Here is a 24,221-nt window from a genome sequence, read left to right as displayed (position 1 = left end):
TGGCGCTTTGTGCCCCCTGTTTTCATAAGATGGAGAAACTCCAGTGTCTGGTCTGACCTCGATTTCCCGGCGATCCTTCCTGATCATGACGGCCGCACTTGCTGCCTGCAAGCCGGGGTCTGAGCTGCTGAAGCTGTCCGGCCAGACCATGGGTACAACCTGGAATATCACGGCTGTCAGCAACGGGCAGAACGTGGACGCAAAGGATCTGAGTGCAAAAGTTCAGACGGCGCTGGCCGATGTGACCCGTGCCATGTCGAACTGGGACAAGAACTCGGATCTGTCGCGCATCAACGCCGCCGCAGCCGGCGAGCCGCTGAACCTGTCGCCCGGAATGAACACCGTGCTCAGCGCCGCGCAATCCGTGCATCAGGCCAGCGAAGGCCGGTTCGACATCACCTCCGGCCCGCTGATCGACCTCTGGGGATTTGGCGCGGCACAGGTGCAGCAGCGCGCGCTGCAGGATGCCGAAATCGCCGCCGTGATGGATTCGGTGGGCCAGTCCCGCATGCTGACGCTGGCCAATGGCTCACTCGTCAAGTCGGCTTCCGGCACCAGCATCTATCTCTCGGCCATCGGCAAGGGATATGGCGCCGACCAGGTGGCAGAGGTGCTGCGCACGGCCGGCCTGACCGACTTCATGATCGAGATTGGCGGCGACCTTTACGCATCGGGCCACAATGGCGCCGGCATGCCGTGGCAGATCGGTATCGAGGTTCCGCTCGCCGGCGAAGCCGGGGTGCATCGCAAGATCGGCGTGTCCGGGCTTGGCATGGCCACGTCGGGCGACTACCGCAACTATTTCGAAGCTGACGGCAAGCGCTACTCGCATATCATCGACCCCACCACGGGCCGTCCGATCACCCACGCGACCGTGTCTGCGACCGTTCTGGCCGAAAACGCAATGCTGGCGGACGCCTGGGCGACGGCCATGCTGGTGCTGGGCCGTGAGCGCGGGCTGGAAATCGCCGAGACGCAGGGCCTTGCGGTCATGTTCATCGAGACGTCCGGCGCCAAGCTCATCACCAGCGAAAGCAGCCGTCTGGCATCCCTGACGGCCTGAACAGGCAAGGACAGCACCCATGGCAACCCTGGCGATCGCTTTTGTTCTGTTCCTGATTGTGGTGCTGGGCATGGCGATCGGGGTGATCGTGTCGGGGCGCACCATCAAGGGTAGTTGCGGCGGACTGAACGCGATTTCCGGTGCCGATCATTGCCTTGTGTGCAAGCGCGAGATCGATCCGAACAGCCCGCTGCATGAGCGCATGGCCTGCCCGCGCAAGCGCCAGAAGATGGCGGAGGCCAATCAGGCCTCCTGACCTTCCTGCTGCCTCACCAGGCTTTGCCGGTGCCAAATACCTCAGCGCCCCGGCATCTCAGCACCCCATCACCTTAGCGGCCTGGCACCAGAGGCACGAAAGCCAGAACCAGCAGCGTTGTTGCGGCCAGCAATCCGTAGAGCCAGAGCTGCCACCTGGGGCCTTCTGCCTTCCACACACGCCTGTAGCTGTAGCCTGCAAGACAGGCCACGATGAACAGTACCGTTGCAACAGCTGGCGTGAGATGGATATCGGGCAAACTCGGGCACTCCTCGGGCGGCTGCAGGTTTCCGGACGTGAAGCTCTAAGCAAGTTTGTGCCGCTTGGCCACAGCCTTTGTCCATTGCGCAGAGTGCGGCCCGAAAATCCGGCCGGGAGCCCGCAAGCGCATCTGCGCTCGCAGGCACCGCTCTTCCTTTCACCACCCTCGCCATCACGGCTTCCAAAGCAGTATAATATCTTCCTGCAAAGCCATGAAATCACACAGGCGCCCGGACAATGGGCCGCCCGTCTCACACGGGCACAACAAGGCTCTGGGAGGTTCCGGCGGTTGCCAGTCTGCCCCTGTTCGGGGATGATGCCCTCGTCATCCCCGCGCCCTGCCCCCTGCCGCCAACGAGGTTCTGCCCATGTCTGCGCTTGCTCAGGTTCTTGCCCTCCTTGGCGCTGCGGTGATCATGTTTGCGGTCAACCGGCCGCGCATGGATGTGGTGGCGGTAATCATGATGACGGCCTTGCCGCTGACAGGCGTGATCAGCATGCAGGAGGCGCTGGCCGGGCTGTCCGACCCGAATATCGTGCTGATTGCGGCGCTTTTCGTCATTGGCGAAGCGCTGGTGCGCACGGGCGTGGCGCAGCGGCTGGGCGACTGGCTCACCCTCAGGGCAGGCGCCAGCGAGGCGCGGCTGATTTTTCTGCTGATGCTGATCGTGGCCGGTGTCGGCTCCTTCATGTCCTCCACCGGGGTGGTGGCCATTTTCATTCCCATCGTGCTGCGCATCGCCCGCAAGGCCCGCATTCCGGCGGGCCGGCTGATGATGCCCCTGTCCATGGCGGCGCTGATCAGCGGCATGATGACCCTCGTCGCCACCGCGCCGAACCTTGTCATCCACGCCGAACTGATCCGGCAGGGGCATGAGGGCTTCAGCTTCTTTGCCTTCACCCCCTTTGGCGTGCCCGTGCTGCTGCTGGCAGTGCTCTACATGCTGGCGGCGCGGCGGTTTCTCTCTCCCGGCGAAACGGCGGAAGTCTCAGGTCGTGCAGCCCTCAGAAGCTGGGTGGAGGATTATGCCATCGGCGGCCGCGAGCACCGGCTGCAGGTGATGCCCGGCTCAGGACTTTCCGGCCAGCGGCTCGACACGCTGGACCTGCGCGCCAGTGCCGGCATCAACATCATCGCCATCGAACGGGGCAATCTGTTCCGCCGCAAGCTGATCTCGCCCCAGGCAGCCACCGTGCTGGAGGCCGGTGACATCCTGATGATCGACCAGCGGGTCAGCAGCGAAAAATCCGGCTTTGACTTTGCCAGTTTTGCCCGGACCCATGGCCTTGCGGAACTGCCGGTGACGGAGCAATGGCTTGCCGACACCACGCAGGAAATCGGCATGGCGCAGATCCTTGTGCCGCCGGGCTCCCGCCTGACCGGAAAGACGCTGATGAGCGCGAAGTTCCGTTCGGTCTATGGCCTGTCGGTCATTGGCATGAAGCACGGCACGGAGCCGGTGCCCGAAGCTGTCACCGCCGAAGTCCTGCAGGCAGGCGACACCCTGCTGGCTGCCGGTCCCTGGCGGTCGATCCGCAATCTGGCGGACGAGCGGCGCGATCTGGTGCTGCTGGACCTGCCGGCCGAATCCGAAAATGCCGTCCATGCCCGCCACCGGGCCCCGCGGACGCTGGCCGTGCTGGCGCTGGTGATCGCGCTGATGGTGTCCGGCATCGTGCCGAATGTTCAGGCAGCGCTGTTCGGATGCCTCTTGCTCGGGCTGTTCCGCTGCATCGGCATGGCAGAAGCCTACCGCTCGATCCACTGGCAGAGCCTCATCCTGATCGTCGGCATGCTGCCCTTCTCGCTGGCGCTGCAGCGCACCGGCGGGGTCGATATTGCCGCCAGCCTGCTGCTGGACATTCTGGGAGAGGCAAGCCCGCATCTGGTTCTGGCCGCGCTCTTCGCCACAACCTCCGTACTGGGCCTTTTCATCTCCAACACGGCAACTGCCGTGCTGATGGCGCCGGTGGCTCTGGCGGTGGCGCAGGAGATGAACACCTCGCCCTACCCTTTTGCCATGACCGTGGCCCTGGCCGCCTCCGCCGCCTTCATGACGCCCGTATCCTCGCCGGTGAACACGCTGGTCGTCGGACCAGGAAACTACCGCTTCGGCGACTTCATGAAGATCGGCGTGCCCTTCACGCTGATCACCCTTCTCACCAGCGTGCTGCTGGTGCCGCTGATCCTGCCGTTCTGACGCCATCTCTTCATGGGTTTACCCGTGCAGCACCCGGTTATGTCCTCCGGGGAACGTCCATGGGCATGATGTATCAGCCTCTCAAGTTCTGGCATCCGCACTGGATTCCTGACTATCCAGCATCTCGTTCAGAAGCGGCGGCATGATCGTGGCGAGGGACTTCTGGATTTCGTCCGGGTTGTGCCACACCTTGCCGGAATATTTCCGCATCACTTCTCCAGGCAGGGTTCTCGCCGTTTCACTCGGGGTTGCCAGCATCAGCAGGACCAGTTCGGCCGCCTGCGGGGCGATCGTCCGGTCATCGGGGAACTGAAGCCGGGCGCGAACGGCAGCGCCGACGACAGCCAGCAATCCGCTGAATAGAAAATCCGTCGGCCCGGTCCTGAAGTCACCACTGCGGAAGCCGACCAGCACGTCCTTGCGGATCCCCCGTGAGATATGTTCGTAGAACACACCCATGTTCGTCAGCGCATCACTGACCAGCCGCCCCCAGTCCGGGATTGCCGAGGCCATCTCGATGAAGATCTGGGTGGCCAGCGCCACCCGCTCGGGCCCGGTCTCGACCTCGCGGATATCCTGATCGACGATGGTGACGAATGTGGCGGCAACTGCCCGGCCCACCGCCTCCATGATCTCGTCCATGTTGGCAAAGTGATAATAGAACGTGCCGCGCGAAACCTGAGCCTTGGTCACGACGTCATCGACCGAGGTCTGCGCCAGCCCCTTTGCGGCAAATTCCGCAATTGCACAGTCCATCAACAGCGCGCGGGTCCGCACCCGTTTCTCCCGGTCGCTCGCTGCGCTGCGGAAGCTGGCAGGATTGGGAATCGTCATGGCTTCACTCCCCGGTCACTCCCCTTCATCACCTTACCGGGCGGTGAAGGCAAGCCGCCTCCATCACCCCGCATGAATTATTGACACAAGTGTCGAAAAATGAATAACTGACACATGTGTCAGAAATTGAAGAGGAGCGGTTGCTGACACCCGGACCTTACAGCCGGTCATCTGCCGGCCAGCCGTCCAGAGGCTGGCCTTCTGCCGGGAGGAGCAAAATGCAGTCTGAACTGATCATCGATAACCGCCCTACCGCCGCGAGCGGAGGGGCGACCGCCGTACGGCATGATCCGGTGACGGGAGAGCCCGTGACCACCTTTGCCGCAGCAACGCCGGAAGATGCCATTGCGGCCGTCAAGTCCGCAGCAAGGGCCCTGCCTGCATGGGCGAAGACCGGCCCGTACTACCGCCGCGATATCCTGCTCAAGGCGGCAGACCTGCTTCAGGAACGGGCCAGCCAGTTCGAGAAGATGATGATCAGCGAAACCGGGGCCTCGCTGCCCTGGGTGCGCTTCAACGTGCGCCTGGCCGCCGGGATGCTGCGCGAGGCAGCCTCGCTGACCACCCACATCAAGGGTGAGATCATTCCCGCCGACAAGCCGGGTGCCCATGCCTTTGCCTTCCGCCGGCCGGTGGGCGTCGTGCTGTCGATCGTGCCCTGGAACGCCCCCATCATCCTTGCCGTCCGCGCCTTTGGCACGGCGCTGGCCTGCGGCAACACGGTGGTGCTGAAGGCCTCGGAGAACAGCCCAGGCACGCAATATCTGCTGGCGCAGGTGCTCATTGATGCCGGCTTGCCTGCCGGAGCGATGAATTTCATCACTCACACCCGCGAAGACGCGCCGAAGGTGGTCGAGGCAATGATCGCCTGTCACGAGGTGCGGCGGGTGAACTTCACCGGCTCAACGGCCACCGGGCGCGTCATTGCCCAGATGGGGGCAAGACATCTCAAGCCTGTGCTGCTGGAGCTGGGCGGCAAGGCCCCGCTGCTGGTGCTGGACGACGCTGACATCGACAACGCCGTACGCGCTGCTGCCTTCGGTGCCTACATGCATCAGGGACAGATCTGCATGTCAACGGAACGGGTCGTCCTCGACACCCGGATCGCCGATGAATTCGCCCGCAAGATGAAGATCAAGGTCGAGAGCCTTGCTGCCGACAACCCTCATTCATCGAACGCTCCACTGGGCGGTCTGATCAGCCCGGATGCTGCCGCACGGGTGGAAGCCCTGATTGCCGATGCGGTTGACAAGGGCGCCGTGGCGCTGGTGCGCGGCACCCATGACGGGGCTGTGATGCAGCCGAGCCTGCTCGATCACGTCACGCCGCAGATGCGGATCTACTACGAGGAATCCTTCGGTCCCGTGACCTGTCTTGTCCGTGTCAATGATGCCGGGGAAGCCATCACCGTTGCCAACGATACGGAATACGGGCTGAAGGCCGCGATCTTCTCAAGCAACATCACCCGTGCGCTGGACATCGCCAACCAGCTGGAATTCGGCTGCTGCCACATCAATGGCCCCACCGTCTACGACGAGGCGCAGATGCCGCTCGGCGGCATGAAGGCATCCGGGTACGGCCGGTTCGGCGGCCATGCCGGGATCAACGAATTCACGGAAATCCACTGGGTCACCGTCGAAGACCCGAACCAGCACTATCCGATCTGAGTGCAGCGGTCAGCAAAGACGTAAAACCTGATACCTCAAGGAGTGACCACAGTGGCCTCGACCTATGACTTCATCGTCATCGGCTCCGGACATAACGGGCTGACGGCTGCATGTTACCTTGCCAAGGCAGGCAAGAAGATCCTCGTCCTCGAACGCAACGACTGGTACGGCGGCGGTGTCGTTACCAAGGAAATCATTGCGCCGGGCTTCAAGTTCGACCTGCACTCTTCGCTGCACGTCAACATTCAGGCGAACCCGCTGATCATCAATGACGAGTTGAAGCTGCAATCGAAATACGGGCTGAAATACATCTATCCGGACGGCGTCTATTCGACGATGTTCGATGATGGCACCGCCCTTGTGACCTACAAGGACGTTGAGCGAACGTGCCAGTCCATCGCCCAGTTCAGCGAGCGGGATGCAGAAGCCTATCGCAAGTTCGCGGCGATGAGCATGAAGATCCTGCCGATGGTGACGCAGAGCCTCTTCGTGCCTGCACTGCCCCAAGGCCCGTTCTACGCCCTGCTGGATCAAAGCCTTGAAGGGCAGGAGATGATGCGCGCGCTCCAGATGTCCAAGCTCGACATCTGCCGCGAGTTCTTCGAAAGCGACAAGTTGATCATCCATCTGCTGAAATTTGCCGCCGAGACACTGACCGCGCCGGAGGAAATGGGCACGGGCTTCGTCATCTACACGATGCCCGGCATGGTGCACCGGCACCCGATCGGCGTTCCGGTGGGCGGCTCGGGCGCGCTTGTCGATGCGCTGATCGCCTGCCTTGAGGACCACGGCGGTGAATTGCGCGGCCGCACCCATGTGGAGAAGGTGATCACCGAGGGCGGCAAGGCTGTAGGCGTGCGGCTTGAGGGCGGCGAGGTGATCCGCGCCCGCGACGGCATCATCGGGCAGATCCACCCTCACCTGCTGGGAGACATGGTGGACGGCCTCGATCCCGGTGTCGTGCAGCGGGCCAAACGGACCCAGAGCGGTGCATTCTCGATCATGCCGCAGCATTACGCGCTGCACGAAACGCCGAAGTTCAAGGCCGGGGACGAGGCCGGACGGGTCGTCCTGCAGAACTACACCCCCTCAACGCTGGAACGCTTCCTGCGGGTCTTCGACAACTACCGATATGGTGACATGTGGGCTGAGGGCTCCAACGACACGATCCTGGCCTCGCACATGCAGTGCCAGTTTGATCCCACCCAGGTGCCGGAAGGCAAATGCGCCATCACCGTCTATGGCTTCGGCCCGTTCGACCTGCGCGGGGGCGGCTCGTCCGAGTGGGACCGCCGCAATCAGGAAATGGCCGACTGGCTGCTGGAGCGCTTCCGCGACTACACCACCAACATGAGTGACAGCAACATCATCGGCCGGCGGTTCGACAGCCCGCTGGAGGTGTCGCGCCACTCGCCGATGTTCCAGCGCGGCGATGTGTCGGGCATCGGCGAGTACCTGCACCAGATCGGAGGACAGCGCCCGACGCCGGAGCTTGCCAAGCTGAAGGTTCCGGGACTGTCGAACCTCTATCTCACCGGAACGGCCATCAACGTGTCCTCGGTCAGCGGCGCAGGCCGCGCAACCGCGATCAAGGTCTGTCAGGACATGAAGATCAACTTCGACAAGCTCTGCGGGTGAAGCCATGAAAATGCAAGGACCTGACGGGTCGGAACTGATTGAAGTTCTTGACGTTCAGCCCCACGAAAACGGGCTTTTGCTCAGCGGCCAGATCATGGGCGCCATGCCGATGAAGGCCGTGCTGCGGCCCAGCCAGCTCCGTGCGGGCCTGAGGTTCGTATCGGTCAGGCTGGTGTTCCGCCTGATCGCAATGCTGTTCCGGCGGGATGGCTGAGATGGACTTCGCACTTTCCTTTCCCCGGATCGTCTTCGGTCCGGGGAGTGTCTCGCGCTTGCCGGAAGAACTGGCTGCGCTCGGCATCCGGCGCCCGCTGCTGGTCAGTGACCCCGGCCTTGTGCGGCTAGGCCATGTAAACCGCGTTGCGGACTTGCTGGGCCCGCAATGCACGGTCTTCGCGGAGACTCCCGAAAATCCGACTTCAGCCGGCGTCATGGCTGCGGTGGCCAGATACCGGGAGGGGCAATGCGATGCCGTGGTGGCACTGGGCGGAGGCTCGGCGATCGACACGGCAAAGCTCGCTGCCGTCATCGCAGGACAAGGCGGGGAGCCGGCCACCTATCTCGGCCATCCCGAGCGGGTGGAAATGGCAGCCCGGCCTGTCGCCGTGGTGCCAACCACCGCCGGAACGGGGTCGGACAGTTCACCCGATGCAGGCATTCATCCTGATGCACAGTCCATCTCCGCCGGCATCACTTCACGTTTCGCCGTCCCGCGCCTTGCGCTGTGCGATCCGGAGCTGACCGTCACCCTGCCTGCTGGACTGACCGCGGCTACCGGGCTCGATGCCATTTCGCATTGCGTGGAAGGCTATCTCGCCAAGGGAGACAACCCGCTGGCAGACACGCTGGCACTGGACGGGCTGGCCCGCGCCTGGCGCTGGGTAGAGGTGGCAACGGCGGACGGGCAGAACATCGAGGCCCGGGGCCAGATGTTGCTGGCGGCATGGGAGGGCGGCACCGCCATCGCCAAGGGACTGGGGCCGGCCCATGCCATCGCCATCAGCTGCGGCGATCAGGGGCTCCACCACGGACGGCTGAGTGCATTGGGCGTGCTTGCCATGCTCGGCCTGATGCGGGAAAAGCTGCCGGAACGGGTCGCTGCGCTGAGCCGGGCAGCAGGCCTTTCCCCCTCGGCTGATTTCGGCGCCGCCCTGAAAGCGCTGATGCAGCGGCTGTCCCTGCCGGTAACGCTGGCGCAAGCCGGCTACCGCATGGGAGACATGGATGCCCTCGCCCATGCCTGCGCGGCAAGCCATTTCAACGTCACCGCAGGCTACCGGCCCGGCGCTGCGGAATACCGGATGATGCTTGAGGTGATCAGCGGACAGTGACGCCAGAGCACAAGCGTCATTTCCCAGCCCTCCCTATCAGCACTGCCAGAAACGAAAGCCCCCAACAAAAGCCCCCAACAAAAGCCCCCGGTGAGCCAAACTCACCGGGGGCTGTTTCGTTTCCCCTGCCCTCAACCTGCCGAAGCTCAGAGCTTCAGCAGGGAGGCCGCATTGTCATGGCAGACGGCACGGCGCTCGATATCCGAGATTGGCGCTGCCTCGATCCATTCGCCCGCCTCGCGCGCGCTTTCGAACGGATAATCTGCCGAGAACAGCACCCGGTCTGCTCCCAGCATGTCCAGCGCGCAGCGCAGCGGCGCGTCGGAGCACATGCCCGAAGTGGTGACCCAGATATTGTTGCGGAAGTAGCGGGAGGGCGCATGCTCAAGCCGCATCGCTCCCCGGTTGGAGATTTCCCAGCGACTGTCGAGACGCCACAGCAGATAGGGCAGCGTTTCGCCCAGATGCCCCAGGATCAGGCGGGCATTGGGGAAGCGGTCAAAGGTGCCCGAAAACACCAGCCGTAGCGCATGGGTGGCGGTTTCCACCGTCCACGACCAGACCGGGCCGAAAAGCTCCGGGTGGCCGCTGTACATATGCACCGTTTCCGGCGGGTTGTTGGGGTGGATATAGACCGGCACCGCCAGATCCGACACCCTTTCCCAAAACACCGAATAGCGGTCATCATCCAGATAGGTGCCGCCGGTCTGGCCATTGATCATGGCCCCCTGCATGCCAAGGTCACGCACGCAGCGTTCCAGTTCATCGGCAGCCGCCGCCGGATCCTGCATGGCCAGATGGGCGAAGCCACCGTAACGGGCGGGCTGCTTCGCCATTTCTGCGGCCAGATGATCATTCACCTGACGGGCGAGTTTCACCGCCGTGTCCATGCGCTTTTCGGCCTGAACGCCGGGCCCTGCAAGAGAAAGGACCGCCTTTGTGATCCCGGCTTCATCCATCGCCGTCAGCCGCCGCTCGCCGAAGTCCAGCAGGGCTTCACGCGCCTTGCCGAACAGGTCCGGGCTGATGTTGATGGCAGTCGTGCCGAAATAGTCGAAGAAGTCCGGATGCATGAAATGCTCTTCGAGAGCGATCTTCGCAGTCTGGGTCATCATGGTTCTCACAGTTCAAAGATGCGCTTTTCGGTGCGGTGCAGGCACTCGCCGGGACCGTCAGCCTCGATCAGGTAATTGTCGCAGATCACCGCAAAGACCCGGCCATCGTCATAGCCAGGATGAACGGCAAGGCACATCCCCTTGGCCAACGGCATGGTCTCGTCGCGGCGGATCAGCGGGCGCTCCACCATCTCGCAGCCCTGTCCGTGGGCATAAAGCCGTGTCTCGGCTGGCAGGCCGCGTGAAGTCATCCAGACATCATGGGCGGCGGCAATGTCTGCCGGAGCAGTTCCCGGCTTCATCAGGGAAAGCGTATGGTCCTGCGCTTGCCTGACGTTCTCGAACGCCTGCAGGAGGTGGTCATCGGCACGGCCCAGAACCATGGTGCGGGCGATTTCCAGATAGAGGCCGCCGGGGCCGTTGATCTCGATCAGCAGCGACATGTGATCACCCGGCTGAAGGGTGCGGGTCTGGAACGGACGGTTCATGAAGCGGGAGGGCTGCCCCAATGGGGCGGAAAGCCCCAGATAGATCCCCTGATCACTGCCAAGACGGCGGCCCACGGCTTCCGCATGGCTGGTCACGTCCCGGTCGCTCACGCCGGGGCGGATGAAATCGCAGACCTCGGCAAAAACCTTGTCCTGCAAGGCCGCACACTGCCGGATGAGAGAGATTTCCTCGGCACTCTTGATGGCCTTCACCCGGTCCAGCGCATCGGTTGCATCGGTCAGATCGAAGCGGGAAGCCAGAGCACTCATCATGCCATGCGGCAGCGCGGACGGCACCAGAACGCCCAACCGTTCCACGCCCTGCAACGCCTGAAGCAGGAGGTCCGTGTCATAATCAACCGTATAGCCGATCGAATGGAAGGACGGTGTGCCCAGAACCCGGCCCACGCCGCGTGTGGCACCCGCAGCCGTATCCGTCAGCCGGTCGGTGCCGAATGCCCCCATTTCGACCACCACCATCGGACGGTCGGCAAAGAAGACCACGGTGCGCGGATAGCCGTTGTTGGCGGGCACGTCGGTAAACCAGCGGACATAGCCGCCCATCCAGTCCTCACGCGCATGCATGACAAGGGCGTCCAGCCCCAGATCTGCCATGACGCCCCGTGCAACGGACCAGCGGCGCTCCATCTCGGACGCGGTAATGGGTGAGTTGGTCTGCATCATTTGTCCCTCTTGTCCAGACGCCCGGTCAGCGCGGAAACGCCGCCGCGCAGCCAATCGGCCATGTTGCGCGCAACCACCGGCAGCGCCTGTTCGTGATAGGTGGCGGAAAACCCGCCGATATGCGGGGTGACGATGACATTGGGCATCGACCAGAACGGGCTTTCCGGCGGCAATGGTTCGGCGGCGAACACATCCAGCCCCGCCCCTGCAATCTTTCCGCTCCGCAGCACCTCAAGCAGCGCGTCCTCATCGACACAGCCGCCACGGGCAATGTTGATCAGCCAGGCATCCGGACGCATTGCGCCAAGCACCTGCGCATCGATGATGTGATGGGTCTGCGGGCTATGAGGCACGAGGATGACGAGGAAATCGGCCTCATGGGCCGCCTGCGGCAATTCCTCCCGCCGGTAAATCCGGGCAAAGCCCGGCACCTCGGACCGCCCGCTGCTGACGCCGGTCACTGTCATGCCGAAGGCGCGGCAGATCCCCGCAAGGGTTTCCGCAATGGCGCCAAGCCCGACAATGCAGACGGTGCGCCCGCTCAGTAGCGGCTGTTTCCACCGCTCCCAGCGCCCTTGCCGCTGATTGTCCAGCATGGCCGGAAAGCGGCGGATGCCAGCCAGCATCATCAGGATGGCCAGCTCCGACATCTGCGGACCATGAATGCCGCCGCAACTGGTCAGGGCAGCGCCTTTCATCTTCGGATTTCCCAGAAGATTGTCGACGCCGGTCGTCAGGGCCTGAACCCACTCCAGCCGGGGAGCCGCCGCCAGCAGCCGGTCCTGCAGATAGGGAGCAAGGCCGATCAGCACGCGCGCGTCCGCAGCCGCCGCGATGGCCTCCTCCAGATCGCCTGTGGCGGTGATGGACAGCGAGGGAAACTGTTCCGACAAGTGCCTCGCATAGTAGGCAGCCTCGGAGTCAAAGATCACGATACCGGTCATTGATGCCTCAATAGAGCAAGCGTGGCAGCCACAGCGTCAGCTGCGGGAAGGTGAGGATGAGCCCGACCAGAAGAACGGGAGCGATGAGGAACGGCGCGATGCCGCGGTATAGCCCCGACATCGGCATGTCCGGCACCTGCGCGCGGATGATGAAGAGGTTCATGCCCACCGGCGGCGAGATCAGCCCCAGTTCCACCAGCACCACGACCAGGACCCCGAAGAGGATCGGGTCATAGCCGTAGCCCACGACGACCGGCAGGAAGACGGGCACGGTGATCAGCACCATGCCGAAGCCTTCGAGGAAGCAGCCGAGAAGAATGTAGAGGAAGATGATGATGCCCATCACCGTGAACGGCGACAGCTGGGCTTCCAGAGCCAGTTGCAGCAGGGTATCGGGCAGATGGGTCTGGACGATGAACTGGCCGAAGAGCTTGGCCCCCATGATGATGAGGAACAGGGTGCAGGACATCAGGACTGAGGCCTGAACGGCCTTGAGCAGCCCCTCCAAGGACAGGCTGCGCCGGGCGAAGCCGATGAGGATCGCGCCAAAGGCACCGATTGAAGCAGCTTCATTGGGGCTGAAAAGGCCCGTGTAGATGCCGCCGATGGTCACTGCGAACAGCAGCGCAAAGGCCCAGGCGTGACGGAGCGCTGCGATGCGCTCCTTGAACGTGGCCGAAACCTCAACCGGTGCACCGCCCCGGTGAGCAACCCACAGAGCCACGATGCCGTAGAGCACGGCCAGCAGAACACCGGGCAGCAAAGCCGCAGCGAACAGCCGTGCAACCGACTGTTCGGCGATGGACCCGTAAATGACCAGAACGATTGACGGCGGGATCAGGATACCCAGCGTGCCGCCTGCTGCAATGGTGGCCGCCGAATACCCTTCCTCATAGCCTGCGCGTTTCATTTCCGGCAGGGCGATGCGCGTCATGCTGGCAGCCGTTGCCACCGACGAGCCGCAGATCGCCCCGAAGGCGCCCGACGCTGCCACGGTCGCAATGCCCAGTCCGCCGCGCAACCCTGACAGCATGACCTGCGCCGCCCGAAAAAGATCAGACGACATGCGCGAGCCGGACGCGATTTCACCCATCAAGATGAACAACGGGATCACCGACAGGCTGTAGCTGCCGGCCGTGTCGAAGAAGGTGGTGCTGGTGATGAACTTCGCCATGTTCAGATTGTTGAGGAAGATGTTGCCAACCACCCCGACAACCGCCATCGCCAGCCAGACCGGCTGTCGCAGGAAAAGCATCACAAACAGCAGCACGATGCCGGCAATGCCGAACTGAAATCCGGTCATTCGTGCCCCTCCGGCTGCTTGCGCAGATAGTGCAGGATCTGCACCAGCGCGCCCCACATGATCCCGGCCAGGCCAATCAGCGCGACAACCCAGAGGATCCATTGCGGCAGACCCAGTTCCAGTGATTTTTCTCCCCAGCGCAGGGCATCATTCAGCGGGGCGAGCGACGACCAGCCGATGAACAGAACCATAGCCCCTGTGGCAAGGGCTGCGATGGTGCCGAGAATGCGAACCCCGGTCTGGCCAATGACCGGATCGATCAGATCAATGATGATTTCTGCGCGGCGCACGAGCACTGGCGCGGTGCCAAAGGCCACCATGACCAGCAGCGCAATCGAAACCAGATCGATGGCCCCGCGCAGCGGCCTGTTGAAGAGGGCCCGCTGCCCCACATCCACGATGACGAACAGCATCATGGCAATCAGCGCGGCGCTGGCGGTCCAGAGCATGATCCTGGACAGAAGCGGCGGCGTTGGATCAGTATCCTGCATCAAGGAACTCCGGTTCAGGGAAGAGGCCCGCCCCGCAGGGAGCGGGCCGTTCCTGGATCACTTGCTATAGGCTGCGACGAACTCTGCCCCCGGCCCGCTGACGGCCGACACGGCACGCTCGACGATGCCCTCGAAGCTGGAATGGAGCGAGTTGAGCTGCTCGCTGGTCAATTCGACGATCTTCACGCCCTGATCGGTCATGTACTTGCGCGCCACCGCTTCGCCTTCATCCCAGCGCTTGCCGAATGCCTCGGCACGGTCCGGACCTGTGGTTTCCGTGATAAGGCTGCGCTGCTCCTCGGAGAGGCGGTTCCAGGCATCATCGCTGATCACGACCGCAAAGGTGGCCGACACCAGCCCCGGCTCCAGCGAGTAGCGCGTGACCGGCCCCAGATCGAAGGACATCGCCGCCTCAAACGGGAATGCAGCCCCGTCCACCACACCGCGGCTCATGGCATCGGCGGTTTCGGCCGGCTGGACGGCTGCGGGCGATGCGCCCAGCGCCTCGATGACCTGCTGCCAGATGCTGCCCGCATAGCGGATGCGAAGTCCCTTGAGGCTGTTCAAATCCGACGGATCGGTCTTGGCGAAGTGCATCTTCAGCGGCGGTGTGACGGCCATCCAGAGAATGCGAGTTCCCTCATGTTCGGCGGCGAGGTACTGCGGTGCCAATTCGGTCAGGCGGCGCGAGGTGATCTGGCTGTCGCGGCCCGCCGACGGATAAGTCAGCGGCAATCCGGCCAGTTCGCTCATCGGGAAGCGTCCCGGCGTCGCCCCATGCAGAACAACGGTGATATCCGCACCGCCTGCCCGGACCAGATCGAACTGGCGCGGAGCGGGGCCAAGCTGCCCGGCAGGATAAAGCTCAAGCTTCAGCGCGCCATTGGTGCGCTCCGAGAGTTCCTTGCCCCAGTCGGTAATTTCGTGATTCATCGAATGGTTGGGCGGCAGATAGGTCGACACGCGCAGCGTCTCGGCCAAGGCCGCGGTATTCATGCCGATCGCCAGCGCGGCTACGGCTGCAAAGCTCGTCAGTTTCATCCTCATTCCTCCCTTGATGATGAACTGTGGGTCGTTCAGCCTGCGCCCCGCAGGGTCAGCCGGCAGTCCATAGCGCGCGGTTTCGCGGCCACAGTGGGGTAGCTCCGGCGTGCTCCTCTTCCAGCCCGCCGGAGAAAACATGGAGTTTCATGACGCTTGCGCAGGAATGCCTGCCACTTGCAGGCCCGCGCCAGCCGGATGCGCCGGACAGAGCGGAGTTCCTCCTCAACCCCGCTGTGCCCGAAGCCTTTCCGGTGAAGACCCGTCCCGGCACGGCGAACGCCACCTGCAACTCCTGCATGCGTGCACTTGCCGTGATGTGACAGGTCTTCAGCATCATTCTTTTCCTAGAACTGAACCTGATCGCCGCCCTTGAGGCCGAGGATTTCGCGGGCCTCATCGGGGCTTGCGACTTCCGAGCCAAGGCTTTCGACAAGCTGGCGGATCTTGATGACCTGTTGCGCATTGCTCTCGGCAAGCTTGCCGCGGGTGATGAACAGGCTGTCCTCCAGCCCGACACGCACATGCCCGCCCATCTGGCTGGCGGTGGTTGCCATCGGCATCTGGGCAGCGCCTGCCGCCAGGATCGACCAGCGGTAGTCGTCTCCGAACAGCTTGTCGGCCGTGCGCTTCATGAACACGAGATTTTCCACATCCGCACCGATGCCGCCCAGAATGCCCATGACGAACTGGATGAAGACCGGAGCCTTGAACAGGCCGATATCCATACAGAACTTGAGATTATAGAGATGGCCCACGTCGTAGCATTCATGCTCGAACTTCACGCCATGGGGAGCAAGGCTGGTCGCAGCTTCCTTGATATCCTTGAAGGTATTGCGGAAGATGCTCGCTTCCGAGGCCTCGACATAGGCCTTCTCCCAGTCAAACTTCCAGTCCGTGTAGCGCGCAGCCAGCGGATGAAAGCTGAAGTTCATCGAACCCATGTTCATCGAGCACATCTCGGGCGAATAGGTCAGCGCCGGCTTGATCCGGTCCTGGATCGAAAGGCTGAGCGATCCGCCGGTCGAGATATTCACCACCGCATCCGAAGCCTGCTTGATCCGGCCAAGAAACGGCCCAAAGTCTGCCGGCTCAACGGAAGGTGCGCCATTTTCGGGATTGCGTGCATGCAGATGCAGGATCGCAGCCCCGGCTTCCGAGGCAGCAAGCGCCTGTTCCGCGATCTGGTCATAGGTATAGGGCAGCGCATCCGACATTGTCGGCGTATGGATCGCTCCGGTGATCGCACAGGTTATAATTGTGCGCGGCTTTTTGGCCATGGTGGTCTCCAATCAGAAGCGGCGCTTGAGCGCGGCTCAATCTTCCAGAATTGTGTCGAGTTTCTTCAGGTGGGTGGTCACGCGGTTGCGCACGGTCTGCGCCTCTTCCGGCGTCCATTTGCGGAAGCCCTCACCGCTCTTCATGCCGAGCTTGCCTTCCGCCACGAGCCCCTCCAGGTATGGCGACGGCCCCTTGCGGTCCTCAAGGTCAGCCAGAACCGTCCGGTGAATGTCCAGCGTCAGCTCAGTGCCGACGAGATCAGCATTCTCCAGCGGCCCCAGCACGGACAGCCTGCGGCCAAAACAGGATTTGACCACCGTATCGACCGATTCCGCATCGCAGATGCCACGCTCCACGAGGCTGATGGCCTCACGCCAGAGCGCATGCTGCAGACGGTTGCCGATGAAGCCAGGAACGTCCTTCTCCACCCGCACCGGTGTCTTGCCTGCGCCCGCCAGCAACTCCGCCGTCATGTCCATGGCCTCTGAGCTGGTCCATTCGGTGCGGATCACCTCGACCAGAGGGATCATGTGCGGCGGGTTCCACCAGTGGGTGCCCAGCGCCCTTTCCCGGCGGTTCAACTTCGCCATGATCTGCGTGATCGGCATGACGCTGGTGTTCGACGCCAGAATGGCCGCTTCGGGCGCGTGAGCCTCGGCTTCGGCAAACAGCGCCTGTTTCAGCTCCAGCTTTTCCGGAGCCGCCTCAAACACGAAATCCGCGCCGGCGACGGCGGCAGGAACAGTGTCAAACAGATCGATCTGCTTCAGGATCTGCGCAATCCGCGCATCCCCCTCGCCCATCAGGCTCAGGCTGGCGGCGATGCGCTGATGCACGCTGGCAAGAGCATCTGCAACGGGATCGGTCAGGGCAACACGATGCCCGGCCCGCGCCAGTGTGAGGGCAATGCCATGCCCCATGAGCCCGGCACCAAGAACCGCCGTCTGAAAGGATCTTGTCATTGCGCAGCCTGCCATGCAGCCTTTGCCGCCCGGCAGCAGGGCGCATCTTCAGACAAGTTTGCAGAGAACCGTTTCATATCCATCGGGCAGGCCTCCCGTCCTGCTTGTTTGCGGACAAACGTCCGCGATGAACCGGGGGACAAGCCTCCGGCGCCGCATTCAGAACGCCTCCGGCACCTTCCGTGCAGGGAGTTGTGGGCTGAAAAAATAACCTGTTGCATGGTCGCAGGGACTGACACCCCGCAGCCGGACGCTGCTCAGGAAACTGCTTCCGCGAATGTTGAGCATCGGACTCTTCCCCTACACTCTACCCGCCGAAATTGCACCGCGATGTGGAATTTATATCCTGCATTACGATACAGTTTAGTTATAAGGAGGTCAACCCGGATTGCAGGCTGAATGTATTGCATTGCAGAACGCCTGCTTCTCTCGTAAGGCTGAAAAATCAAAGAGGGAGGTTACGGCATGAGCGAGACAGAATCGGCACGCTCATCAGGCATTCAGGTTATCGCGAGGGCCGCAGCGATCCTGCGGGTCCTGCGCGATCACACCGAAGGGATGAGCCTTGGCCAGATCGCCGAAAAGGTCGACCTGCCGCGTTCGACAGTACAGCGAATCGTTGGCGCGCTGCAGGCAGAGCGGCTGGTGATCGCTTCCAGTTCGGGCGGTTCGATCCGGCTGGGGCCCGAGATCACTGCTCTGAGTGAGGCCACACATTACAATGTTGTTGAGGAATGCCGTCTGCACCTGTCCGAACTGTCCAGAAAACTGGGCGAAACGGCAGATCTGTCCGTGCTGCGCGGCGCAGGGATGATCTTTCTCGATCAGGTTCCAGGCACGCACCGCCTGCGCACCGTTTCGGCGGTGGGCGATGTGTTCCCGCTCACGACCACGGCAAATGGCCGCGCCGCCCTGTCGCTCTTGCCAGAGGCACAGGCCCGCACCCTCGTCGAAGCCGAATGGGCCCGCCGCAAGCTGCCCGCTGACTGGCCAGCCTTTGCCGCCCTTCTGGCTCAGGTGCGGGAAACAGGCCTTGCCTATGACCGCGACGAGCACACGGGCGGCATCTCGGCCATCGGCTTTGCGTTCCGCGACCGCACCAACGAGGTGCTGGCAATTTCAGTTCCCGTTCCATCACAGCGGTTTGAAACGATCCTGCCGAACATCGAAGCCGCCTTACGGGACACATATGCCGTGATCGCACAAGAGTTTGCTCCGCTCGCCTAGATCACTTCCAGCAAATGCGGAAACCGGTTTTTAGCCGGCAATTGCGCCAAGCCAAGCAGGTGGAGCACTTTCGGCGGCGCGCGGTGCAGCATCTGGCCGCAGGACAGATCAGGCCAGGATCATTTCCGGCACATGGTCTGGAATGACGAGCCTTGCGGCTGTGGCGGCCACAATCGCCTCGACACTGACGCCCGGCGCCCTTTCGCGCAGGAACAGGCCTTCATTCATCGGCTCGATCACCGCCAGATCCGTCACCACAAGATCGACGCGGCGCAGCGCCGTCAGCGGCAGGGTGAGTTCCGGCACGATCTTCGATTCCCCGCGCGCAGCATGCTGCATGGCGACGACGACGCGCGCCGCGCCCGTCACCAGATCCATGGCGCCGCCCATGCCCGGCACCATCTTGCCCGGCACCTTCCAGTTGGCCAGATGCCCGGCCTCGTCGACCTGCAATCCGCCCAGAACCGTCATGTCCAGATGCCCGCCCCGGATCAGGCCGAAGCTCATGGCACTGTCGATGCTGGCCGCCCCCGGCACAGCCGTGACAAAGCCGCCGCCCGCATCTGTCAGATGCCGGTCTTCCATGCCCTCCGGCGGACGGGCGCCAAGGCCGATCACGCCGTTTTCGGCCTGGAAGAACACACCGGCAGACGCCGGCACGAAATTCGCCACCATCGACGGCAGGCCAATGCCGAGGTTCACCAGCGATCCCGGCCGGATTTCCCGCGCAACACGGCGGGCGATGAGTTCCTTGCTGTCCATACTGGCCTCCCTCACGCTGCCCGGACCAGAAGATGGTCGACCAGCACACCCGGCGTCTTCACCCCGTCCGGCGGGATCACGCCAACGGGCACAATGCTCTCGGCCTCGGCGATGACCGTCTTTCCGGCCAGCGCCATCACCGGGTTGAAGTTCTGCGCCGTCAGCAGATAGCTGAGATTGCCGACATAATCGGCCTGCCAGGCGCCGATCAGGGAGAAATCCGCCTTGAGCGGGGTCTCCACCAGATAGCGCTTCCCTTCGACCTCGATCACCTGCTTGCCGTCTTCCACCTCGGTCGCCAGCCCCGTGGGCGTCAGCACGCCGCCAAGCCCCATGCCGCCGGCGCGGATGCGTTCCACCAGCGTGCCCTGCGGCACCAGCTCGCAGTCGATCTCGCCCGCGATCATCCGCGCCTGTGTTTCGGGGTTGAGGCCGATGTGGCTGACGATCAGGCGGGAGACCAGACCGGCGGTAATCAGCTTGCCGATCCCCTTGCCCGGCATGGCCGTGTCATTGGCGATCACCGTCAGACCACCTGTCCCGCGCGCCACCATGGCGTCGATCAGGCGCTCCGGGCTGCCAACGGCCATGAAACCGCCGATCATCACGCTCGCCCCTTCCGGGATCAGTGCCGCTGCTGCGTCAGGGCTGAGTGCACCCTTCATGCCGTGTCCTCCCATGGCCCGCCGCATTCTTCAGTCCGGCGGGCGCCTTGTCCCTCATACCAGTTCCCGACGTGCTTGGCTCATCGTCAGATGGTCGAGCCCGTCCAGCACCCCTCGCCTTGTCATGGCGCAAGGCGTCTGCATCCCGCAGACCGGGTTCACGCCTAATGCGGCAGATTTCCTGCGGCCTGCTCGCCCGCGCCTTCGCTGGAGATCACCGCCAGCGGATCTTCGGCCACGTCGCCGGTCACCGGCGCCAGCTGCAGCACCTGACGGAACCGCTGCAACAGGGCGAGGGTGCGCGGTGACATTTCCTCGATGGCACCTGGGATATATTGCACCACCTTGAGGGCCAGTTCCCGCTCCGCCGGCTCACGCAGAAGCAGCGGCAGGGTCTCGATGGCCCGTTCGGTCTCGTAGGTGGCTATCAGGGTCTGCTGATGGATGATCATGGCGCGGTGTTCAGCCCCAAGCGAGCGGAAGGGCTCGTCCTTGGTCAGCACATGGGCCGAACGCTCCAGCCGGTCGCGGCGGACCTCTCCCCGGTTCTCGGCCAGCAGCACCAGCATGCGGATCACCGCCTCGGGGAAACCGCCCTGCTCGATCTGCATCAGCGCATTGGCGACTTCCGGAAGGCCCCGCAACTCGCCAAGGCTCTTCAGCGTGCGGCGGGTTTCATGCGTGCGGCCAAAGGCGCGGGCCCAGGGTGTGCCCCACATTGAATGGAACGTCAGCTCATAGGCCATGTCGCGGGTGTCACGCCAGAAGTCGATCGCCTGCTCTGTGGCCTGCACCCAGAGGGCTTCTGCGGCAAGGAACGGATTGCCGGCAGCGGCCTTGTTGCGCTCCGCCTGCACCTTTCCGGCAAGGGTTTCGACCGGCCGCATGAGGGGATTGCGGCTGGAGGCCAGCGCCCGGTTGAGGCGCATGGGGTGGAGAGCCCGGCTCATTTCGGCAGCCGTGCCGGAAACCATCTGCCGGACCACCGGCCGCACCGCCATGTCATAGGCCTGTGCCTGAATTTCTGCGGCGCGGGCAACGGCGGCGAAGGGGCGCTCGTCGGCCACGGTGTCGTCCAGCGCCCGGATGTCATCGAAACTGCGCTCGGCGAAGCCGACGGTAAAGTGCTTCCGGCCGTCCTTTTCCGTCACATCCTCGATGCGCATTTCATAAAGGCCCGGCGCCAGCGCCTCGATGGTCTTGAGCGTTGAGGCGACCTCGGAATGCTCCTTCCGCGCAATCTGCGAGGACACGAAAATGCCCAGGTGCCCGACCTGATCATGCACCATATAGACAATGCGCTGGCCACGGATGCGGATCTCGTTCACATCCGCATAGGTCTCGATGATCCAGTTCAGCGCCTGCTGCGGCGGCGTGATGTTGTCGCCGTGGCTGGCAAAGACGATGATGGGCGCCCGGATCTGTTTCAGGTCCACCGGGCGGCCCGGCTCGATGCGGGCCTCGTTCTTGACGAGACGGTTGCCGACGAAAAGCTGCTCGACGATCCAGCGGATCTCGGGCTCGGTCATCAGGAAGAAGCCGCCCCACCATTTCTCGAACTCAAGGAAGGCCTTGTCGCCCTTGTCGATGTCACGGAACAGGTCCGTGTATTTGCGGAACAGCGTGCGCCCCGGATTGAGCATTTCGAAATTCTGCACCAGATGCGCGCCGTCAAAGATGCCGCCGCCCAGATCCGACAGGAACATGGGCACCCAGGTGCCGCCCAGAACGCCTGCATTGTAGCGCATGGGGTTTTCACCCACCTTGCCCGCCCAGGCAGCGACCGGCGCGCCATTGATGACGACAGGCCCGGTCAGGTCCGGGTTGGTGGCCGCCAGCAGAAGCACCGCCCAGCCGCCCTGGCAGTTGCCCGTCACCACGGGCCGGGAAGCCTTCGGATGACGGCGCATCACTTCGCGCACGAACTCGGCCTCCGCCCGCACCACATAGGACAGGTACTGCCCCGGCTCCGGCATGTGACGGAAGGCAACGAAATAGACCGGGTGGCCTGCGCGCAGGGCCACGCCAACCTGGCTGTCCGCCTTGAAGCCGCCGATGCCCGGACCATGGCCGGCACGCGGGTCGATGATGATATAGGGGCGGCGGTTCTCATTCACCGTCACGCCTTCCGGCGGCACGATGCGCAGCAGCATGTAGTTGGACGGATAAGGCAGATCCTTGCCGTCCATGACGACTTCATAGTCATACATCAGCACCGGCGGGCAGCCGGCCGCCTCATGCTCCAGAAAGATGTCGCCGCGCTTGCGCAGCGTATCGGCCGTCAGCACCAGGCGCTCCAGCGCATCACGGGCATATTCGGCAAGGTCACGGGCAAGGGCGCCATCCCTCTGGCGCAGCAGCAGGCCATCCACCAGCGCATGGGCTGCGGCCACCGTTTCCTTGCCGCGCTGCGAATGCACTTCGGAAATCCTGCGGGAGTGGATCGCCACGGCCGTGTTGAGAATGTCCACCGTGGCCGATGCGGCGCCGATCTCGGTTTCGCTTGAGGCGAGCGCGCCCTGCAGCGCGGCCATCATATCGCCCTCGGCTCGCGGGACCTGCGGCTGGAGGAAAGGATCAAACAGATCAAACACATTGGCCATGACGGCGTCTCCTCAAGCGGTGATCGAAAAACCGCCGTCGATGTCATGGACACCACCGGTCAGGTTGCGGGCTGCGGGGGAAGCGAGGAAGGCGGCCATGGCCCCCACATCCTCGATGGTGGCAAGCTGATGCGTGGGCGCCCGCTCGGAGGCAAGGCTCAGAAGCTCGTCGAAATGGCCGATGCCGCTGGCTGCGCGGGTCTTCAGAGGTCCGGGCGAAAGGGCGTGAACGCGGATGCCCTGCGGGCCGAGTTCGGCTGCGGCATAGCGCACCGCGCTTTCCAGCGCGGCCTTCACCGGGCCCATCATGTTGTAATGGCGCACGACGCGGGACGAACCGAAGAAGCTGACGGACAGGCAGCAGCCGCCTTCCGGCATCAGCGGCTCGGCCAGCCGGATCATCCGCAGGAAGGAGTGGACCGACACATCCATGGCCAGCGAGAACCCGTCGGACGAGCAGTCGATGACCCGGCCATGCAGATCCTCACGCGGGGCAAAGGCAATGGAATGGACCAGCGTGTCCAGCCGCCCCCAGCGCTCGGTTATGCCCTGAAACAGGCCCTCAAGCTGGCCGGGCTGGGCGACGTCGAGCGGCGCAACGATTTCCGCCCCCAGTTCCTCCGCCAGCGGCCGCACATAGGGCTCCGCCTTGCTGTTCAGCCAGGTGACCGCCAGATCGGCGCCCTGGCTCCTCAGCGCTTTGGCGCATCCGTAGGCGATGGAGTTTTCATTCGCAATTCCAACGACAAGTGCCTTGTGACCTTGCAGCGAAAACACATTTCACCTCCGCGTAACCTGCGCATGCATCCTGCACCCCGATTGTTGCGGTGGCTTGGCACTTCCATGACAGTTTGCCACGGGGGTGCCGCCAGCCGGCGGGATGATGCGGCAAGGCAGAAATCAGGGTTGGGATCAGGCCGCGCACAATGGCTTGCGCGGGCCTGCCCTCGGGCAAGTGGTCAGGGAAAGTCCGGCTCCGAGGCTCTTTCAGGCTGCACACTGCCGTGGGGAGGACGGCGCAGCGCGCAAACTCGCAGGGGCTCGCAGGCCCGGCGCAGTCAGCACGAAAGCCGCAAGGCGGTCAAACTGGTAGTATTCCGCATGCCGTTTGCCTGCCCTGGCGGCAAAAATCAGCGCAAAAGCAGAGCCACACCGCCCGCAACAGCCGTCAGGGCAGCGGCCAGCATGACGCCTGCGCGGGGCAAAGCCGCAAGCCGGGCCGGACGGTCGAGATCTTCCGTCGCCGAAAGACGGGCGAGCGCGGGAGCACTGAACAGCCCTGCCCTCTTCGGGGCCATGGGGGCGGCCTGTTCCGGCGTTGGAACTGCTGTCTTGTCAGGCTTTTGCGTCACGCACCGTTTCCTCACCGCCGATTGATGCTGCCGGGGCAGATTGAGACAGATT

Annotated in this window: 24 protein-coding genes; 9 read left to right on the top strand and 15 right to left on the bottom strand. The window is 63.5% G+C overall.

Annotated features, from left to right (window positions below; genetic code table 11):
• The first annotated feature begins 43 nt into the window (after nucleotides 1–43).
• The gene (locus AC0CMF_RS01375) at nucleotides 44–1,063 is read left to right on the top strand and encodes an FAD:protein FMN transferase (RefSeq protein WP_374630313.1); all 1,020 of its coding nucleotides are present in this window, start codon (nucleotides 44–46) and stop codon (nucleotides 1,061–1,063) included.
• A gap of 19 nt (nucleotides 1,064–1,082) precedes the next feature.
• The gene (gene nqrM, locus AC0CMF_RS01370) at nucleotides 1,083–1,319 is read left to right on the top strand and encodes a (Na+)-NQR maturation NqrM (protein ID WP_050472827.1); all 237 of its coding nucleotides are present in this window, start codon (nucleotides 1,083–1,085) and stop codon (nucleotides 1,317–1,319) included.
• A gap of 73 nt (nucleotides 1,320–1,392) precedes the next feature.
• Here the strand turns inward: nqrM and AC0CMF_RS01365 are convergent, their stop codons facing one another.
• Nucleotides 1,393–1,578: a hypothetical protein gene (locus AC0CMF_RS01365; RefSeq protein ID WP_019964767.1), complete on the bottom strand. Its 186-nt coding sequence runs from the start codon at nucleotides 1,576–1,578 to the stop codon at nucleotides 1,393–1,395.
• 370 nt (nucleotides 1,579–1,948) lie between these two features.
• Here AC0CMF_RS01365 and AC0CMF_RS01360 point away from each other — a divergent pair, with 370 nt between their 5' ends.
• Nucleotides 1,949–3,781, top strand: a complete 1,833-nt coding sequence (locus AC0CMF_RS01360; RefSeq protein ID WP_374630314.1) for an SLC13 family permease — start codon at nucleotides 1,949–1,951, stop codon at nucleotides 3,779–3,781.
• A gap of 81 nt (nucleotides 3,782–3,862) precedes the next feature.
• Here the strand turns inward: AC0CMF_RS01360 and AC0CMF_RS01355 are convergent, their stop codons facing one another.
• Nucleotides 3,863–4,615 (bottom strand): TetR/AcrR family transcriptional regulator, encoded by a 753-nt coding sequence (locus tag AC0CMF_RS01355; RefSeq protein WP_050472824.1) that lies wholly within the window; start codon nucleotides 4,613–4,615, stop codon nucleotides 3,863–3,865.
• A gap of 218 nt (nucleotides 4,616–4,833) precedes the next feature.
• Between AC0CMF_RS01355 and AC0CMF_RS01350 the strand changes: the two genes are divergently transcribed.
• The 4 genes from AC0CMF_RS01350 to AC0CMF_RS01335 are packed head-to-tail and all read left to right on the top strand — an operon-like array spanning nucleotide 4,834 to nucleotide 9,251.
• On the top strand, nucleotides 4,834–6,282 hold the full coding sequence (locus AC0CMF_RS01350; RefSeq protein WP_374630315.1) for an aldehyde dehydrogenase: 1,449 nt from the start codon (nucleotides 4,834–4,836) through the stop codon (nucleotides 6,280–6,282).
• Between the two features lie 51 nt (nucleotides 6,283–6,333).
• A complete protein-coding gene (locus tag AC0CMF_RS01345; protein WP_374630316.1) occupies nucleotides 6,334–7,920 on the top strand; it encodes a phytoene desaturase family protein in 1,587 nt (528 codons plus the stop codon).
• A 10-nt stretch (nucleotides 7,921–7,930) separates the two neighbouring features.
• Nucleotides 7,931–8,134, top strand: coding sequence for a hypothetical protein (locus AC0CMF_RS01340; RefSeq protein ID WP_152967523.1), 204 nt, complete (start codon nucleotides 7,931–7,933; stop codon nucleotides 8,132–8,134).
• Nucleotide 8,135: 1 nt separating this feature from the next.
• Nucleotides 8,136–9,251 (top strand): iron-containing alcohol dehydrogenase, encoded by a 1,116-nt coding sequence (locus tag AC0CMF_RS01335; RefSeq protein ID WP_374630317.1) that lies wholly within the window; start codon nucleotides 8,136–8,138, stop codon nucleotides 9,249–9,251.
• 146 nt (nucleotides 9,252–9,397) lie between these two features.
• Here AC0CMF_RS01335 and AC0CMF_RS01330 read toward each other — a convergent pair whose 3' ends face one another.
• The 6 genes from AC0CMF_RS01330 to AC0CMF_RS01305 are packed head-to-tail and all read right to left on the bottom strand — an operon-like array spanning nucleotide 9,398 to nucleotide 15,317.
• Nucleotides 9,398–10,363, bottom strand: coding sequence for an amidohydrolase family protein (locus tag AC0CMF_RS01330; protein ID WP_050472904.1), 966 nt, complete (start codon nucleotides 10,361–10,363; stop codon nucleotides 9,398–9,400).
• Nucleotides 10,364–10,371: 8 nt separating this feature from the next.
• A complete protein-coding gene (locus tag AC0CMF_RS01325; RefSeq protein WP_374630318.1) occupies nucleotides 10,372–11,538 on the bottom strand; it encodes a M24 family metallopeptidase in 1,167 nt (388 codons plus the stop codon).
• Entirely contained in the window at nucleotides 11,535–12,482 is a 948-nt protein-coding gene (locus tag AC0CMF_RS01320; RefSeq protein ID WP_374630319.1) for a D-2-hydroxyacid dehydrogenase, read from the bottom strand. The genes AC0CMF_RS01325 and AC0CMF_RS01320 overlap by 4 nt, the downstream gene beginning before the upstream one ends.
• 7 nt (nucleotides 12,483–12,489) lie before the next feature.
• Complete coding sequence (locus AC0CMF_RS01315; protein WP_122520287.1) at nucleotides 12,490–13,785, bottom strand: TRAP transporter large permease; 1,296 nt, start codon at nucleotides 13,783–13,785, stop codon at nucleotides 12,490–12,492.
• Entirely contained in the window at nucleotides 13,782–14,276 is a 495-nt protein-coding gene (locus AC0CMF_RS01310) for a TRAP transporter small permease (protein ID WP_374630145.1), read from the bottom strand. Before AC0CMF_RS01310 ends, AC0CMF_RS01315 begins: the two co-directional genes overlap by 4 nt.
• A 57-nt stretch (nucleotides 14,277–14,333) precedes the next feature.
• Nucleotides 14,334–15,317 (bottom strand): TRAP transporter substrate-binding protein, encoded by a 984-nt coding sequence (locus tag AC0CMF_RS01305; protein WP_374630144.1) that lies wholly within the window; start codon nucleotides 15,315–15,317, stop codon nucleotides 14,334–14,336.
• A gap of 149 nt (nucleotides 15,318–15,466) precedes the next feature.
• On the opposite strand from AC0CMF_RS01305, the gene AC0CMF_RS01300 reads away from it, so the two are divergent.
• Nucleotides 15,467–15,640 carry a hypothetical protein gene (locus AC0CMF_RS01300; protein WP_374630143.1) on the top strand — a complete coding sequence of 58 codons (174 nt, stop codon included), beginning with the start codon at nucleotides 15,467–15,469 and terminating at the stop codon, nucleotides 15,638–15,640.
• Nucleotides 15,641–15,664: 24 nt separating this feature from the next.
• On the opposite strand, the gene kce is transcribed toward AC0CMF_RS01300, so the two are convergent.
• Together kce and AC0CMF_RS01290 are read right to left on the bottom strand one after the other, a co-directional pair.
• Complete coding sequence (kce, locus tag AC0CMF_RS01295) at nucleotides 15,665–16,597, bottom strand: 3,5-dioxohexanoate:acetyl-CoA acetone transferase (protein WP_374630142.1); 933 nt, start codon at nucleotides 16,595–16,597, stop codon at nucleotides 15,665–15,667.
• A 36-nt stretch (nucleotides 16,598–16,633) separates the two neighbouring features.
• Nucleotides 16,634–17,560 carry a 3-hydroxyacyl-CoA dehydrogenase family protein gene (locus AC0CMF_RS01290; RefSeq protein WP_374630141.1) on the bottom strand — a complete coding sequence of 309 codons (927 nt, stop codon included), beginning with the start codon at nucleotides 17,558–17,560 and terminating at the stop codon, nucleotides 16,634–16,636.
• Nucleotides 17,561–18,025: 465 nt separating this feature from the next.
• Here AC0CMF_RS01290 and AC0CMF_RS01285 point away from each other — a divergent pair, with 465 nt between their 5' ends.
• Nucleotides 18,026–18,787, top strand: coding sequence for an IclR family transcriptional regulator (locus AC0CMF_RS01285; RefSeq protein WP_058899587.1), 762 nt, complete (start codon nucleotides 18,026–18,028; stop codon nucleotides 18,785–18,787).
• Nucleotides 18,788–18,895: 108 nt separating this feature from the next.
• On the opposite strand, the gene AC0CMF_RS01280 is transcribed toward AC0CMF_RS01285, so the two are convergent.
• From AC0CMF_RS01280 to AC0CMF_RS01260, 5 genes are all read right to left on the bottom strand, one after another.
• The gene (locus AC0CMF_RS01280) at nucleotides 18,896–19,549 is read right to left on the bottom strand and encodes a 3-oxoacid CoA-transferase subunit B (protein ID WP_122520290.1); all 654 of its coding nucleotides are present in this window, start codon (nucleotides 19,547–19,549) and stop codon (nucleotides 18,896–18,898) included.
• 11 nt (nucleotides 19,550–19,560) lie between these two features.
• Nucleotides 19,561–20,214, bottom strand: a complete 654-nt coding sequence (locus AC0CMF_RS01275; RefSeq protein WP_058899585.1) for a CoA transferase subunit A — start codon at nucleotides 20,212–20,214, stop codon at nucleotides 19,561–19,563.
• A gap of 164 nt (nucleotides 20,215–20,378) precedes the next feature.
• Complete coding sequence (locus AC0CMF_RS01270) at nucleotides 20,379–22,817, bottom strand: DUF3141 domain-containing protein (RefSeq protein ID WP_374630140.1); 2,439 nt, start codon at nucleotides 22,815–22,817, stop codon at nucleotides 20,379–20,381.
• A 12-nt stretch (nucleotides 22,818–22,829) separates the two neighbouring features.
• Nucleotides 22,830–23,594, bottom strand: coding sequence for an enoyl-ACP reductase FabI (fabI, locus tag AC0CMF_RS01265; protein ID WP_374630139.1), 765 nt, complete (start codon nucleotides 23,592–23,594; stop codon nucleotides 22,830–22,832).
• A 353-nt stretch (nucleotides 23,595–23,947) separates the two neighbouring features.
• The gene (locus AC0CMF_RS01260; RefSeq protein ID WP_374630138.1) at nucleotides 23,948–24,169 is read right to left on the bottom strand and encodes a hypothetical protein; all 222 of its coding nucleotides are present in this window, start codon (nucleotides 24,167–24,169) and stop codon (nucleotides 23,948–23,950) included.
• Nucleotides 24,170–24,221 lie beyond the last annotated feature (52 nt).

The organism is Pannonibacter sp. CBAS1226 (assembly GCF_055685825.1).
Note: the sequence above shows the minus strand (reverse complement) of the source record. Positions and strands in the feature narration are given on the sequence as shown.

What these genes read in the sequence shown, in the direction of transcription:
- nqrM (WP_050472827.1), top strand. Translation starts at nt 1,083, where the DNA reads ATGGCAACCCTGGCGATCGCTTTTGTTCTGTTCCTGATTGTGGTGCTG.
- AC0CMF_RS01360 (WP_374630314.1), top strand. Translation starts at nt 1,949, where the DNA reads ATGTCTGCGCTTGCTCAGGTTCTTGCCCTCCTTGGCGCTGCGGTGATC.
- AC0CMF_RS01355 (WP_050472824.1), bottom strand. Translation starts at nt 4,615, where the DNA reads ATGACGATTCCCAATCCTGCCAGCTTCCGCAGCGCAGCGAGCGACCGG.
- AC0CMF_RS01350 (WP_374630315.1), top strand. Translation starts at nt 4,834, where the DNA reads ATGCAGTCTGAACTGATCATCGATAACCGCCCTACCGCCGCGAGCGGA.
- AC0CMF_RS01340 (WP_152967523.1), top strand. Translation starts at nt 7,931, where the DNA reads ATGCAAGGACCTGACGGGTCGGAACTGATTGAAGTTCTTGACGTTCAG.
- AC0CMF_RS01335 (WP_374630317.1), top strand. Translation starts at nt 8,136, where the DNA reads ATGGACTTCGCACTTTCCTTTCCCCGGATCGTCTTCGGTCCGGGGAGT.
- AC0CMF_RS01330 (WP_050472904.1), bottom strand. Translation starts at nt 10,363, where the DNA reads ATGACCCAGACTGCGAAGATCGCTCTCGAAGAGCATTTCATGCATCCG.
- AC0CMF_RS01325 (WP_374630318.1), bottom strand. Translation starts at nt 11,538, where the DNA reads ATGATGCAGACCAACTCACCCATTACCGCGTCCGAGATGGAGCGCCGC.
- AC0CMF_RS01320 (WP_374630319.1), bottom strand. Translation starts at nt 12,482, where the DNA reads ATGACCGGTATCGTGATCTTTGACTCCGAGGCTGCCTACTATGCGAGG.
- AC0CMF_RS01315 (WP_122520287.1), bottom strand. Translation starts at nt 13,785, where the DNA reads ATGACCGGATTTCAGTTCGGCATTGCCGGCATCGTGCTGCTGTTTGTG.
- AC0CMF_RS01310 (WP_374630145.1), bottom strand. Translation starts at nt 14,276, where the DNA reads ATGCAGGATACTGATCCAACGCCGCCGCTTCTGTCCAGGATCATGCTC.
- AC0CMF_RS01305 (WP_374630144.1), bottom strand. Translation starts at nt 15,317, where the DNA reads ATGAAACTGACGAGCTTTGCAGCCGTAGCCGCGCTGGCGATCGGCATG.
- AC0CMF_RS01300 (WP_374630143.1), top strand. Translation starts at nt 15,467, where the DNA reads ATGACGCTTGCGCAGGAATGCCTGCCACTTGCAGGCCCGCGCCAGCCG.
- kce (WP_374630142.1), bottom strand. Translation starts at nt 16,597, where the DNA reads ATGGCCAAAAAGCCGCGCACAATTATAACCTGTGCGATCACCGGAGCG.
- AC0CMF_RS01290 (WP_374630141.1), bottom strand. Translation starts at nt 17,560, where the DNA reads ATGACAAGATCCTTTCAGACGGCGGTTCTTGGTGCCGGGCTCATGGGG.
- AC0CMF_RS01285 (WP_058899587.1), top strand. Translation starts at nt 18,026, where the DNA reads ATGAGCGAGACAGAATCGGCACGCTCATCAGGCATTCAGGTTATCGCG.
- AC0CMF_RS01280 (WP_122520290.1), bottom strand. Translation starts at nt 19,549, where the DNA reads ATGGACAGCAAGGAACTCATCGCCCGCCGTGTTGCGCGGGAAATCCGG.
- AC0CMF_RS01275 (WP_058899585.1), bottom strand. Translation starts at nt 20,214, where the DNA reads ATGAAGGGTGCACTCAGCCCTGACGCAGCAGCGGCACTGATCCCGGAA.
- AC0CMF_RS01270 (WP_374630140.1), bottom strand. Translation starts at nt 22,817, where the DNA reads ATGGCCAATGTGTTTGATCTGTTTGATCCTTTCCTCCAGCCGCAGGTC.